The organism is Mycobacterium sp. (assembly GCF_046330795.1).
GTDB lineage: Bacteria > Actinomycetota > Actinomycetes > Mycobacteriales > Mycobacteriaceae > Mycobacterium.
The window spans coordinates 1,292,863-1,306,226 of sequence record NZ_JAXLSA010000001.1 but is presented as its reverse complement, the minus strand read 5'-3'; the positions used below and the strand labels follow the sequence as shown (position 1 = coordinate 1,306,226).

At 69.6% G+C, this 13,364-nt stretch carries 12 protein-coding genes; 10 read left to right on the top strand and 2 right to left on the bottom strand.

Annotated elements, in window-relative coordinates; all coding sequences use genetic code 11:
- Positions 1-5 precede the first annotated feature (5 nt).
- The 8 genes from cobO (at position 6) to U0R18_RS06130 (ending at position 10,645) form a co-directional block, all read left to right on the top strand.
- Positions 6-620: a cob(I)yrinic acid a,c-diamide adenosyltransferase gene (gene cobO / locus U0R18_RS06165; RefSeq protein ID WP_526366953.1), complete on the top strand. Its 615-nt coding sequence runs from the start codon at positions 6-8 to the stop codon at positions 618-620.
- Positions 621-708: 88 nt separating this feature from the next.
- The gene (locus U0R18_RS06160; protein ID WP_526366951.1) at positions 709-2,076 is read left to right on the top strand and encodes a cobyrinic acid a,c-diamide synthase CobB; all 1,368 of its coding nucleotides are present in this window, start codon (positions 709-711) and stop codon (positions 2,074-2,076) included.
- Positions 2,073-3,281 (top strand): uroporphyrinogen-III C-methyltransferase, encoded by a 1,209-nt coding sequence (gene cobA, locus U0R18_RS06155; protein WP_526366949.1) that lies wholly within the window; start codon positions 2,073-2,075, stop codon positions 3,279-3,281. The genes U0R18_RS06160 and cobA overlap by 4 nt, the downstream gene beginning before the upstream one ends.
- Before the next feature lie 60 nt (positions 3,282-3,341).
- Positions 3,342-4,919 carry an MFS transporter gene (locus U0R18_RS06150; protein ID WP_526366947.1) on the top strand — a complete coding sequence of 526 codons (1,578 nt, stop codon included), beginning with the start codon at positions 3,342-3,344 and terminating at the stop codon, positions 4,917-4,919.
- A gap of 61 nt (positions 4,920-4,980) precedes the next feature.
- On the top strand, positions 4,981-6,465 hold the full coding sequence (locus U0R18_RS06145; protein WP_526366945.1) for an MFS transporter: 1,485 nt from the start codon (positions 4,981-4,983) through the stop codon (positions 6,463-6,465).
- Positions 6,466-6,488: 23 nt separating this feature from the next.
- Positions 6,489-7,208, top strand: a complete 720-nt coding sequence (locus U0R18_RS06140; RefSeq protein ID WP_526366943.1) for a TetR/AcrR family transcriptional regulator — start codon at positions 6,489-6,491, stop codon at positions 7,206-7,208.
- 131 nt (positions 7,209-7,339) lie between these two features.
- On the top strand, positions 7,340-8,893 hold the full coding sequence (locus tag U0R18_RS06135; protein ID WP_526366941.1) for a PE-PPE domain-containing protein: 1,554 nt from the start codon (positions 7,340-7,342) through the stop codon (positions 8,891-8,893).
- 6 nt (positions 8,894-8,899) lie between these two features.
- On the top strand, positions 8,900-10,645 hold the full coding sequence (locus tag U0R18_RS06130) for a proline--tRNA ligase (RefSeq protein ID WP_526366939.1): 1,746 nt from the start codon (positions 8,900-8,902) through the stop codon (positions 10,643-10,645).
- 17 nt (positions 10,646-10,662) lie between these two features.
- Here the strand turns inward: U0R18_RS06130 and U0R18_RS06125 are convergent, their stop codons facing one another.
- Positions 10,663-11,142, bottom strand: coding sequence for a ferritin-like domain-containing protein (locus U0R18_RS06125; protein WP_526366937.1), 480 nt, complete (start codon positions 11,140-11,142; stop codon positions 10,663-10,665).
- Positions 11,139-11,666: a hypothetical protein gene (locus tag U0R18_RS06120; RefSeq protein WP_526366935.1), complete on the bottom strand. Its 528-nt coding sequence runs from the start codon at positions 11,664-11,666 to the stop codon at positions 11,139-11,141. Before U0R18_RS06120 ends, U0R18_RS06125 begins: the two co-directional genes overlap by 4 nt.
- Positions 11,667-11,792: 126 nt before the next feature.
- Between U0R18_RS06120 and rimP the strand changes: the two genes are divergently transcribed.
- The gene (gene rimP / locus U0R18_RS06115; protein WP_526367467.1) at positions 11,793-12,299 is read left to right on the top strand and encodes a ribosome maturation factor RimP; all 507 of its coding nucleotides are present in this window, start codon (positions 11,793-11,795) and stop codon (positions 12,297-12,299) included.
- 2 nt (positions 12,300-12,301) lie between these two features.
- Positions 12,302-13,357, top strand: coding sequence for a transcription termination factor NusA (gene nusA / locus U0R18_RS06110; RefSeq protein ID WP_526366933.1), 1,056 nt, complete (start codon positions 12,302-12,304; stop codon positions 13,355-13,357).
- Positions 13,358-13,364 lie beyond the last annotated feature (7 nt).

The window sequence follows — 13,364 nt, the reverse complement described above, 5'->3', positions numbered from 1 at the left end:
CCCACATGCCACAGGGCCGCCCAAGCGAGATCCCCGACGACGGGCTGACCACCCGGGCCCGCCGCAACGCGCCGCTGCTCGCGGTGCACACCGGCGCCGGCAAGGGCAAATCGACGGCCGCGTTCGGGATGGCCCTGCGCGCCTGGAACGCCGGCCTCTCGGTCGCGGTGTTCCAGTTCGTCAAGAGTGCGAAGTGGAAAGTGGGCGAGGAGAACGCTTTTCGCGCCCTGGACCGGTTGCACGAGGAGTACGGCGCCGGCGCGCCCGTCGAGTGGCACAAGATGGGCGCCGGCTGGTCGTGGTCCCGTAAGCCCGGCGACGAGGCCGACCACGCCGCCGCGGCCGTCGAGGGCTGGGCGGAGATCGCCCGGCGGCTCGCCGGACAGCAGCACGGGTTCTATGTGCTCGACGAATTCACCTACCCGCTGAAGTGGGGGTGGGTGGACACCGCGGAAGTGGTCGAGGTTCTGCGCAACCGTCCGGGCAACCAGCACGTCGTGATCACCGGCCGGGACGCGCCGCCGGAATTGCTCGAGGCCGCCGACCTGGTGACCGAGATGACCAAGATCAAGCACCCCATGGATGCCGGCCGCAAGGGCCAGAAGGGCATCGAATGGTGAGCTCTTTCTCCCGCGAGCGGCCGTGTCTGTACACCGACACGCCGGCCGCCGCGTACAAATGCGGACGCTCGCGGAATCGAGACGGCCGGTGACCACCCCGGCCGTCGTGATCGCCGCCCCGGCGTCCGGCAGCGGGAAGACCACCATCGCAACGGGTCTCATGGGTGCGCTGCGCGCCGCCGGACATACGGTGGCCGGCTTCAAGGTGGGCCCCGACTTCATCGACCCCGGCTACCACGCGCTGGCCACCGGCCGGCCGGGCCGCAATCTGGACCCCGTGCTGGTCGGCCAGGAGCTGGTCGGCCCGCTCTACCGGCACGGCAGCGACGACGCCGACATCGCCGTGGTCGAAGGTGTGATGGGGTTGTTCGACGGCCGTATCGAGGCCGGAACAGCAACGGTGGCAACAGGATCCACCGCCCATGTCGCCGGCCTGATCGGTGCTCCGGTGGTCCTGGTGGTGGATGCGCGCGGCCAGAGCCACAGCATCGCCGCACTGCTGCACGGGTTCTCGACGTTCGACACGGCGACCCGCGTCGGCGGCGTGATCCTCAACCGGGTCGGATCGCCGCGGCACGAACAGGTGCTGCGGCAGGCCTGTGAGTCCGCCGGGATCGCGGTGCTCGGCGCCGTGCCGCGCGTCGACGAGATCGCCGTGCCGTCCCGCCACCTGGGCCTGATCACCGCCGTCGAACACGGCCGCCGGGCCACCGCCGCGGTGGCCGCGATGACCGGCCTGATCACCCGGCACGTCGACCTCGCCGCCGTCGCGGCCCTGGCCGGCGCGCGGGTGCCCGCCGCGCCGTGGCACCCCGGCGTGGTCGGCGAACCGGTCAGCGGTGCACCCGTGGTGGCGGTCGCCGCCGGACCCGCCTTCAGCTTCGGCTACGCCGAACACCCCGAACTATTGCGCGCGGCGGGGGCGCGCGTCGTCGAATTCGATCCGATGACCGAACGCCTTCCCGACGGCACCGCGGCCCTCGTGCTGCCGGGCGGTTTCCCCGAGCAGTATCCCGGCGAACTGTCCGGCAACGACGCACTGCGAGCCGACATCGGCGCATTGGCCCGCCGGGCCCCGATACACGCCGAGTGCGCCGGGCTGACGTATCTGATGACCGACCTCGACGGCCATCCCATGTGTGACGTACTGCACGGTTCGGCCCGGTTCACCGACCGGTTGACCCTGGGCTACCGCGACGCCGTCGCCGTCACCGAGTCCTCGGTGCACACCGTGGGGCAGCGGGTGAACGGACACGAATTCCACCGCACCACAGTCGATTTCACGCAGGAATACCCGTCGGCGTGGGCGTTTCGCGGCGCCGGTTCCGAATCGGTGCAGGAGGGCGCCGTGCACGCGGGCATACACGCGTCGTACCTGCACACCCATCCGGCCGCCGACGCCGGCGCGGTGCGCCGGTTCGTCGCACACGCCGCGGCATCTAAGCTCGCCGGGTGATCGAGAACGCCTACCTCGTCGGGCTGCGACTGGCCGGTAAGAAGGTCGTCGTGGTCGGCGGCGGCACGGTGGCGCAGCGCCGGCTCGGGCTGTTGGTGTCCACCGGCGCCGACGTGCACGTCGTCACGCGGGCCGCGACGCCCGCCGTCGAGTCGATGGCCGGCATCACCCTGGTGCTGCGGGACTACCGCGACGGCGACCTGGCCGACGCCTGGTACGCGATCGCCGCCACCGACGACCCGGCCGTCAACGCTGCCGTGGTGGCCGAGGCGGATCGCCGCCAGATCTTCTGCGTCCGCGCCGACATCGCCCGTGAGGGCAGCGCGGTCACGCCCGCCACCTTCGACCACGACGGGCTCTCGGTCGGGGTGCTGGCCGGCGGTGAGCACCGCCGCAGCGCGGCCATCCGCACCGCCATCCACGAGGCGCTGCAGCAGGGACTCATCACCCCCGGGGCGGAGTTGGCCGACCTGAAGGGCAGCATCGCGCTCGTCGGCGGCGGGCCCGGCGACCCCGAACTGATCACCGTGCGCGGCCGGCGCCTGCTCGCGCACGCCGACGTGGTGGTGGCCGACCGCCTGGCGCCGCCGGAACTGCTGGCCGAACTGCCGCCGGACGTCGAGGTGATCGACGCCGCGAAGGTGCCCTATGGCCGCGCGATGGCCCAGGAGGCCATCAACGACGTCCTGATCGACCGCGCCCGGGCCGGCAAGTTCGTCGTGCGGCTCAAGGGCGGCGATCCGTTCGTGTTCGCCCGCGGATATGAGGAAGTCCTCGCGTGCGCCGAAGCCGGGATCCCCGTCACAGTGGTTCCCGGCGTCACGAGCGCGATCGGGGTGCCGGCACTGGCCGGCGTCCCCGTCACCCACCGCGCCGTCAACCACGAGTTCGTCGTGGTCAGCGGACACCTCGCGCCCGACCACCCGGATTCACTGGTGAACTGGCCGGCCCTGGCGGCGCTGTCGGGCACGATCGTGCTGCTCATGGCCGTCGAACGGATCGGCCTGTTCGCGACGGCGCTGATGGACGGCGGCCGGCCCGGGGAGACCCCGGTGCTGGTGGTCCAGCACGGCGCGACCACCCGGCAGCGGGTGCTGCGGACGACGCTGGCCGGGGCGGCCGAGGAGATGGTGGCGCAGGGAATCCGACCGCCGGCGATCATCGTGATCGGCCCTGTTGTGGACGTCGGGGCGGGTCTCGGTTAGGACTCGGTCCCACCTGCGAGTCTTTAAACTTCTCTTAAGATTACTGTAGGGTAGCCCGCTATGACGGCTCTCAACGATGCAGAGCGGGTGGCGGCTGCCGCCCGGACCGCACCGCGCGACCGTGACCTGCCCGTGCCAACTCAGGAGCCTGGATCCCAGCTGGGCCGGTTCTACCCGGCGTGGCTGCCGTCCTACCGGTTCATCGCCGCGGTGGTCGCCATCGGCGGCATGCAGCTGCTGGCGACCATGGACAGCACCGTCGCGATCGTGGCGCTGCCGAAGATCCAGGACGAGCTCTCCCTGTCCGACGCCGGCCGCAGCTGGGTCATCACGGCCTACGTGCTCACCTTCGGCGGCCTGATGCTGCTCGGCGGGCGGCTCGGCGACACCATCGGCCGCAAGCGGACCTTCATCGTCGGTGTCGCGCTGTTCACCATCGCCTCCGTGCTCTGCGGCGTCGCCTGGGACGAGGCCACCCTGGTCATCGCCCGGCTGCTGCAGGGCGTCGGCGCCGCGATCGCCAGCCCGGCCGGCCTGGCGCTGGTGGCCACCACATTCCCCAAGGGCCCGGCGCGCAACGCGGCGACGGCCGTGTTCGCGGCCATGACCGGCATCGGTTCGGTGATGGGCCTGGTGGTCGGCGGCGCGCTGGTCGAGGTGTCCTGGCGACTGGCCTTCCTGGTGAACATCCCGATCGGCCTGGTGATGATCTACCTGGCCCGCACCACGCTGCGCGAGACCCACAAGGAGCGGATGAAGCTCGACGCCGCCGGCGCACTGCTGGCGACGCTGGGCTGCACGGCCGCCGTGTTCGGGTTCACCCAGGGCCCGGAGAACGGCTGGCTGGCCCCGCTCACCCTGGTCTCCGCGGCGGTGGCGCTGGCCGCTGGCGTCGCGTTCGTGATCGTCGAACGCACCGCCGAGAACCCCGTCGTGCCGTTCGCCCTGTTCAAGGACCGCAACCGGCTGGCCACCTTCTCGGCGATCTTCCTGGCCGGCGGCGTCATGTTCACCCTGACGGTGCTCATCGGCCTGTACGTGCAGGACATCATGGGCTACACCGCGCTACGCGCCGGCATCTCGTTCATCCCGTTCGTCATCGCACTCGGCGTCGGCCTGGGCCTGTCCTCGCACCTGGTGTCGATCTTCTCGCCCCGGGTGCTGGTGATCGGCGGCGGCATCATGGTGCTGGCGGCGATGATCTACGGCTCGACGCTCAACCGTGGCATCCCGTACTTCCCGAACCTGGTCATCCCGATCGTGGTCGGCGGCTTCGGCATCGGCATGATCGTGGTCCCGCTGACGGTATCGGCCATCGCCGGTGTCGGCTTCGACCAGATCGGACCCGTTTCGGCCATCGCCCTGATGCTGCAGAACCTCGGCGGCCCGGTGGTACTGGCCGTCATCCAGGCCGTCATCACCTCGCGCACCCTGTACCTGGGCGGCACCACCGGCCCGGTCAAGAACATGAACGACGCGCAGATCGCGGCGCTGGACGCGGGCTACACGTACGGCCTGCTGTGGGTGGCGGCGGTGGCCGTCCTCGTCGGCGGCGCCGCGTTGTTCATCGGCTACACCGCCAAGCAGGTCGCGCACGCGCAGGAAGTCAAGGACGCGATCGACGCCGGCGAACTCTAGGCCCCTCGACTCGCCGCGTCCTCAGCCCGACCGTCGGCGCTGATCGGTAGGGTCGGGTCTCATGCCCGCCGGATCGAGAGCCAGCGCCCGGCTGTCGGAGAGCGTCGTCGGCATCGCGATCCTGGCGATCACCGGCATGCAGTTGATGTCGACCCTCGACGGCACCATCGCCATCGTCGCGCTGCCGCGGATGCAGGCCGACCTGGATCTCTCCGACGCGTCCAAGAGCTGGATCATCACCGGATATGCGCTGACCTTCGGGGGGCTGCTGCTGCTCGGCGGGCGCATCGGTGACGCCATCGGCCGCAAGCGGGCGTTCCTGTCCGGCGTTGGGGTGTTCACCATTTCGTCCCTGGTCTGCGGTCTGGCGCACGACCAGTGGACGTTGATCGCCGCGCGCGCCGTACAGGGCGCCGGTGCCGCCGTCGCCGCCCCCACCGGCCTGGCGCTGATCGCCACCACCTACGCCGTCGGCCACGCACGTAATCAGGCGCTGGCGGTGTCGGCCGCGATGCAGGGCCTGGGTTCGGTGCTCGGCCTGGTGCTGGGCGGTGCCCTGACCGCCGTCTCCTGGCGACTGGCGTTCCTGGTGAATGTGCCGATCGGCCTGCTCATCATCTGGATCGCGGTCACCCGGATCGCCGAAACCCAGCACGAACGATTCAAACTCGACATCACCGGCGCCCTGCTGGCGACACTGGGCTGCAGTGCGGCAGTGCTGGTGTTCACGCAGGGTCCCCCGCGCGGCTGGATCGACCCGTGGGTGATCGGCGCCGGGCTGGCAGCGCTGGTGTGCCTGCTGGCGTTCTGGTCCATCGAACGCCGGGCCGACAACCCATTGGTCCCCCCGACGGTGTTCGACAACCGCAACCGCGTCGCGTCCTTCGCGGCCTACTTCCTGGCCGGCGGGGTGATGCTGACCCTCAGCGTCATGATCGGCCTGCTGGTGCAGGACGTGCTGGGCTACTCGCCGCTGCGGGCCGGTCTGTGCTTCATGCCGTTCGCCCTGGCGTTCGTGGTCGGCAACATCCTGGCCACCCGGTTGGCGCCGATCATTGCACCGCGCTGGCTGATCCTCGGCGGTGGCGTACTGGTGCTGGCGGCCATGCTGTTCGGCTCGACGCTCAGCCGTGGCATCCCGTACTTCCCGGACCTCGTCACCCCGCTGGTCGTCGGCGGTCTGGGGATCGGGCTGATCTCGGTGATCCTGCCGCTGTGCGCCATCGCGCAGGTGGATCCGCGCGACATCGGACCGGTCTCGTCGATCACGTTGATGGTCTACAACCTGGGCGGGCCGCTGATGCTGGTGGTCATCCAGGCCGTGCAGACCTCCCGCACGCTGTACCTGGGCGGCACCACCGGCCCGGTCAAGGACATGACGCCGGCGCAGCTCGACGCGCTGGGCCACGGCTATACGTACTCGCTGCTGTGGGTTGCCGCCATCGCGGTGCTGGTGGGTGTCGTCGCGCTGTTCATCGGGTTCTCCGCCCGTGACATCGCCCGCGCCCAGCACACCCGCGAGGCCGTCGATGCGGGGGAACTGTGAGCCGCGTCGATACACTGCGGGTCGTGCCCAGATCCCCAGCTGAACTCCCAGCCGGATCCGATCCGGACCGGCCGGCCGTATCGGGCGAGACGGCCCGCCGGTCGTCACGTGTCATCCGCGGGCTCGACGCCGCGCAGCGTCGGGCGCATCGCCGCGAACAACTCCTGACCGCCGCGTTCGAACTGATCGCGCGCGACGGATATGCCAACACCTCGATCGAGCAGATCTGCCAGACGGCCTATGTCGGCAACAAGGCCTTCTACGAGGTGTTCGACAGCAAGGAAGACTGCTATCTGGCATTGCTCACGCAGATCGCCGAACGGATCGAAACACGCGCGGTCGAGGCGCTGAGCCAGGCTCCGGGCAATGCCGACGAAGCGGTGCACCGGTTGCTGTCGGTGTTCGCGCACGCACTGGTCGACGACCCGCGGGTGGCGGTCGTGGCCTTCGGTGAATGTGCCGGCATATCCCCCCGTGTCGAACGCCAGCGTCGCGAGAACCGGCGCTGGACCGCCGGTTTCATCGAGGAGTTCTGGAGACGGGAATTCAATTGTGTGTCAACCGATTCGGTGGACTATCACGCGCTCGCGGTGTCGGTCGTGGGCGGACTGTTCGAGAGTGTCGCCGACTGGTTGCACCAGCGTGAGACCGGGGACGGCGCTCCCGACGTCGATGACCTGATCGGCAACATGGCCGGCTTCATGTCGGTGGTCCGCGCGGGTATCGCAGCCTCGGCACGCTGACGGTCGCAAATTCGAACAAGAAGGCTTGTTCTGAGAAGTGATTCTTGTCACTACCAAGCATGGCTGGTACCTTTGCGTTCCGATGGACGCGTCGTGTGGCGCAGGACACATCTGGGTCGGAAGCAGGGACGATGAACGGTCTTGGTCGAGTGGTGCCGCGCTGTCAGCAGACGGTTCTCATCGTCGGTGTGGTGGTGGCCGTCCTCGTCGGCGGCCTGGCGGGCGCACTGAAACCTGTCTACCACGGCGCGATCCGGCTGCTGGCCACGACGATCGGCGTGGGCCCGTCGTTCGACGGGTTCGGCCTGAGCATCCCACTGTTGTTCAACGGCACCGTCATTCCGGCGGGGGACACCTTCCACACCGTGCCGTATCCCGCGCAGATCAATCTCGACTATCCGTTCATCTCGGACCTGCCGCTGCTCTCGGATCTGCCGTACTGGCCGCATTCACTGAAGCAGTCCGAGCGGATCGGCGCGGGCCTGCTCGAACAGGACCTCGCGCGCACGCCGGCCACGTCGCAGGTGACCGTCATCGGCTATTCGCAGGGCACCCAGGTCGCCGAGATCGCCCGGGCCGACATGGCGAAGGACCCGGCGTACGTCGCCAACGCCGACAAGTACCACTTCGTCCTGGTGGGGGATCCCTATCAGCCCAACGGCGGGATCTTGTCGCGGTTCACGTCGTGGAGTGAGGCGCAGGGGATCGGCGATCTGTTCCCGTTCGGCCGCCCGGGTCCGTCCGACAGTCCGTTCCGCACTACGTATTACCAGAACCAGTACGACGGATTTGCTGATTTCCCAGCGTATTTCAGCCTGCTATCGGTGACCAACGCGTTGGTGGGGATCCTGTTCGAACACGTCGTGCCGGGGTATGTGTTCGACGATCCCACCGAATCCAACGTCGTTTCCACCACGGTGGGCAACACCACCTACGTGACCATCCCGCACCTGCTGCCGCTGCTGGCGCCCTTGCGCCTGGCCGCCTCGCTGGTGGGCGCGCAGCGCCTGGTCGATGCGCTGGATCCGATCGTGCGGGTCTTCGTCGAGATGGGCTACGACCGCACGGCCGATCCCAGTCAGGTCAAGGAGTTCGCCTGGTCGATACCGGAGGAGAAGGTCCGCGAGGCGCATGACGCGCTGCCGGCCGCGTTCGCGCAGTCGATGGCGATCCTCGGCGGCGCGATCTACACCCCGACGGTGCCGGTCCCGGTGGTCGCCTCCGAACAGCCCGCGACACCCGTGACCGAACACCCGGCCATTCCGGTGGACAACTCGCCCGCGGCGCAGGCGGTCCACGACACGGTCAGCGGAGTTGCCAACGTGTTGGGCGCCGGGTCCCAGACGGTGGCCTGGGCGCTGCGCACGATCAGCGGCAAGGAGCCGCTCGAGGAGGGCGCGGCCGATTCGGGAGCCGCGGCCGCCGATGAGACTTCCGTCGGGCAGCGCGACGTCGCAGCGACCCGGTCGCAGAACCGTACGGCTCAACCGGCCGATGAACCCGAACCCGAGGCGACGACGGAGCCCGAGGCGACCGAGGACGTCACGAAGGACCCCGAATCGACCAAGGAACCCGAGGCGACCGGCGACGTCACGAAGGACCCCGAGTCGACCAAGGACCCCGAGCCGACAACGGGGCCGGAGACGAAGTCGGATGATCGGAGTGCCGCCGCGCCGGTAGGCTAGCCGCCTGTGATCACCCGCATGTCGGAGCTGTTCCTGCGCACGCTCCGCGACGACCCCGCCGACGCCGAAGTCCCCAGCCACAAGCTGCTGATCCGGGCGGGCTATGTCCGGCCGATCGCGCCCGGCCTGTACAGCTGGCTGCCGCTGGGGCTGAAGGTGTTACGCAAGATCGAGTCCGTGGTCCGCGACGAGATGGTCGCGATCGGCGCGCAGGAGATCCTGTTCCCGGCGCTGCTGCCGCGCGGGCCGTACGAGACCACGGGCCGTTGGACGGAGTACGGCGACAACCTGTTCCGGCTGACCGACCGTCGCGACAACGACATGCTGCTGGGCCCCACCCACGAAGAGTTGTTCACCCTGACGGTCAAGGGGGAGTACAGCTCCTACAAGGACTTCCCGCTGATCCTATTCCAGATCCAGACCAAGTACCGCGACGAGGCGCGTCCGCGCGCCGGCATCCTGCGCGGCCGTGAGTTCATCATGAAGGACTCGTACTCGTTCGACATCGACGAGGGTGGTCTGAAGAACGCCTACCACGCCCACCGCGAGGCCTATCAGAAGATCTTCGACCGCCTGCACGTGAAATACGTGATCGTGTCGGCGGTTTCGGGTGCGATGGGCGGCAGCGCCTCCGAAGAGTTCCTGGCCGAGAGCGAGGTCGGCGAGGACACCTTCGTGCGTTGCGTCGAATCCGGCTACGCCGCCAACGTCGAGGCCGTGCTGACCCGGGTCCCGGAGTCGCGGCCGACGGACGGCCTGCCGGCCGCGGTGGTGCACGACACCCCGGGCACCGAGACCATCGCCAAGCTGGTCGACTGGGCCAATGGCGCCCTGGGCCGACCGGTGACCGCCGCCGACACGTTGAAGAACGTCCTGCTGAAGGTCCGCGAACCGGGCGCCGAGGACTGGGAGTTGCTCGCCGTCGGCGTCCCCGGCGACCGCGAGGTGGACGACAAACGCCTGGGCGCGGCCCTGGACCCCGCCGAGTACGCGATGCTCGACGACGCCGACTTCGCCCGCAACCCGTTCCTGGTCAAGGGCTACATCGGGCCGAAGGGATTGCAGGACAACGGAGTTCGCTATCTGGTCGATCCCCGGGTGGTGGACGGCACCAGCTGGATCACCGGTGCGGACGCAGCCGGTAAGCATGTCGTCGGCCTGGTCGCCGGGCGGGATTTCACCCCGGACGGCACCATCGAGGCCGCCGAGGTCCGCGACGGCGATCCCTCGCCCGACGGCGCCGGTCCGCTGGTCAGTGCGCGCGGCATCGAGATCGGCCACATCTTCCAGCTGGGGCGCAAGTACACCGACGCCTTCACCGCCGACGTGCTCGGCGAGGACGGCAAGCCGGTGCGGCTGACCATGGGCTCCTACGGTGTCGGTGTGTCCCGGCTGGTGGCCGTGATCGCCGAGCAGCACCACGACCAGCTGGGCCTGCGCTGGCCGGCCAGCGTCGCCCCGTTCGACGTGCACCTGGTGATCGCCAACAAGGACGACGAAGCACGAACGGGCGCAACCGAATTGGTTGCGGCCCTGGATCGTCGTGGTCTGGATGTGTTGTTCGACGACCGCACCGCGTCGCCAGGGGTGAAGTTCAAGGATGCCGAACTGCTCGGTGTGCCGTGGATCGTCGTGGTGGGCCGGGGCTGGGCCAACGGCGTGGTCGAGCTGCGGAATCGGTTCACCGGCGACAACCGCGAGATCGCCGTGGACGAGGCTGCCGCGGCGATCGAGGCCGCCGTCCGGAGCTGACCCCCGGGGGGCTTCGGCTAGTCCTTGCCGCCGGGGAAGGACTGGGTCAACGGCCAGACCTTCAGGATGCGCTTCCAGCGCGCGGTGAGCACCGCCGACTGCGTCAACGCCGACACCGCGAAGGCGCGCACCGCGTCGCCGTCCGAGCCCGCGCGCGCCTGTTCGAGGACGGCACGCCACGCGACCGCGGCGTCGCTCTCCATCCGCACGGCCAGGTTCGCCGCGTCGGTCGGATCGTTGACCTCCATGGGGAGCTGGTAGCCGGCCGCCGGCAGCGGCGGCGTGACCGATTGCGACCGCAACAACTCGATGGTCCGTTCGCGCTGGGCGCGGTGGACCTTCATCGCCTCGGCCACCAGGTCGTTGTCGTCCGCGGTGGAGTGCGCCGACACGATCCCGTAGCCGTAGATCGTGGCGTGCTCGACGGTCAGCGCGTCGTACAGCGCGGCCGCATCGGCGGCGTCGGGCCGGCTGGGCATCGGCTCGGTGGACGTCATTGGGCGGCCGCCGGTGCGTTCAGCGTGACGGTGGCCGACGCGGTGCAGGATGCGGCGATCGAACCGAGCAACCCCGCCCGGTAGCCGGCCTGGCTGGCGGCCAGCTGGCCGGCGCCGTCGGCGGCGCGGCGTAGCGCGGCGACGACATCCTTGACGGTTGGCGGCGGCGTGGCGCCGGTCCCGGTGGCGGCCGTGGTGGCGGTGGTCGTCGTGGCGGTGGGGGCGGACTGCCCGGCCGCCCGCGCGATCTCGACGCCGAGGGCCCGGGCGTGCTCGGTGCGCTCGCCGGCGATCTGGTTCAGCGCCCGCACCAGCGGGGGAGCCGGCGGCGGGGACGCCGCCGCGGCGGCCCGGGCCTGTTCGGCGTCGGCAACGGCCTGGTCCTGTACGGCCTGCAGTGGATCGACCTTCGGCTCCGACGAGCCACATGCCGAAGCGGTGACCGTCAACAGCGCGAGTCCGGCGGCTCCGACCAGGACGTCCCGCCTGCGTAGAGTGGCCGTTTCGGGACGGGGGCGCAGCACAGCAACATCCTGCCACGGCTGCGTTTGCGGCTGGTCGCCCGTTTGGCTGGCGTATCGTGGGTGGCTGGCCAGGTGCAGGTGACAATTCAAGATGAGGAGCTCGTCGTGACTGAACGGTCTCGGGGAATGCCCTCTCCGTCCGAGGTGGTCGAGCTGCTCGGCGCGGATTTCGCCCGCGCGGGTTTCGAGATCGACAACGTCACCATCGACACCGCGGCCCGGCCGCCCCGGATCGTCATCGTCGCCGACGGCGACACCGCCCTGGATCTGGACACCGTCGCCGAATTGTCCCGCGCCGCGTCGGAGCGACTCGACGCCCTGCCCGGCGTCGTGGACAGCTACGTGCTCGAGGTCAGCTCGCCCGGGGTCGACCGTCCGTTGACCACCGAGAAGCACTTCCGCCGGGCGCGCGGCCGGAAGGTGGAGCTGCAGCTGGCCGACGGCACCGGCCTGACGGGCCGCATCGGCGATGTCGACGGGGGCGCGTTGAGACTGATCACCCGGGTCCGGTCGGACTGGGCGGTTCGCCAGATCCCGCTGGCTGATATTGCCAAAGCTGTTGTGCAGGTCGAGTTTTCAACTCCAGGTGCACGTGAGCTGGAACTGTTGGGTCAAACCGGAACGGAGGCCTGAGCATGAATATCGACATGGCCGCATTGCACGCCATCGAGGTCGACCGGGGGATCCCCGCGGGAGAACTCCTCGACACCATCAAGTCAGCGCTGCTGACCGCCTACCGGCACACCGCGGGTCATCAGGCCGAGGCCGCCATCGACATCGACGCCAAGACCGGCGAGGTCAAGGTGATGGCGCGTGAACTCGACGAGGACGGCAACCTGGTCACCGAATGGGACGACACCCCTGAGGGATTCGGCCGGGTCGCGGCCACCACGGCGCGCCAGGTCATGCTGCAGCGGTTCCGCGACGCCGAGAACGAGAAGATCTACGGCGAATTCGCCGCCCGCGAGGGCGACATCGTCGCCGGTGTCATCCAGCAGAACGCCCGCGCCAATGCGCTCGGCGAGGTGGTGCTGCGGATGGGCAGCGAGACCAAGTTCTCCGAGGGCGTCATCCCGTCCTCCGAACAGGTGCCCGGCGAGAGGTACGACCACGGCGACCGGCTGCGTTGCTACGTGCTCGGGGTGACGCGCGGGATCCGGGAACCCAAGATCCGGCTGTCGCGCACCCATCCCAATCTGGTGCGCAAGCTGTTCGCGCTCGAGGTCCCCGAGATCGCCGAGGGTTCGGTGGAGATCGTCGCCGTCGCCCGCGAGGCCGGGCACCGATCCAAGATCGCCGTCGCCTCCAAGGTCTCGGGACTCAACGCCAAGGGCGCCTGCATCGGCCCGATGGGCCAGCGGGTGCGCAACGTCATGCGCGAACTGTCCGACGAGAAGATCGACATCATCGACTACGACGAGGACCCGGCACGGTTCGTCGCCAACGCGCTCTCGCCGGCCAAGGTCATCTCGGTGACCGTGATCGACCCGCAGGCGCGGGCGGCCCGCGTCGTGGTGCCGGACTTCCAGCTGTCCCTGGCCATCGGCAAGGAGGGGCAGAACGCCCGGCTGGCGGCCCGGTTGACCGGGTGGCGCATCGACATCCGCAGCGATGCCGCCGTCGATGCTGCTGATCAGGCCGGACCCGGGCCCGGGGGTGCCGCGGCGCACCGCGCGCCGGATGACCACTAGACCAGTC

Coding starts and splice junctions, on each gene's coding strand:
- cobO (WP_526366953.1), top strand. CDS start 6: ATGCCACAGGGCCGCCCAAGCGAGATCCCCGACGACGGGCTGACCACC.
- U0R18_RS06150 (WP_526366947.1), top strand. CDS start 3,342: ATGACGGCTCTCAACGATGCAGAGCGGGTGGCGGCTGCCGCCCGGACC.
- U0R18_RS06145 (WP_526366945.1), top strand. CDS start 4,981: ATGCCCGCCGGATCGAGAGCCAGCGCCCGGCTGTCGGAGAGCGTCGTC.
- U0R18_RS06135 (WP_526366941.1), top strand. CDS start 7,340: ATGAACGGTCTTGGTCGAGTGGTGCCGCGCTGTCAGCAGACGGTTCTC.
- U0R18_RS06125 (WP_526366937.1), bottom strand. CDS start 11,142: ATGACGTCCACCGAGCCGATGCCCAGCCGGCCCGACGCCGCCGATGCG.
- rimP (WP_526367467.1), top strand. CDS start 11,793: ATGCCCTCTCCGTCCGAGGTGGTCGAGCTGCTCGGCGCGGATTTCGCC.
- nusA (WP_526366933.1), top strand. CDS start 12,302: ATGAATATCGACATGGCCGCATTGCACGCCATCGAGGTCGACCGGGGG.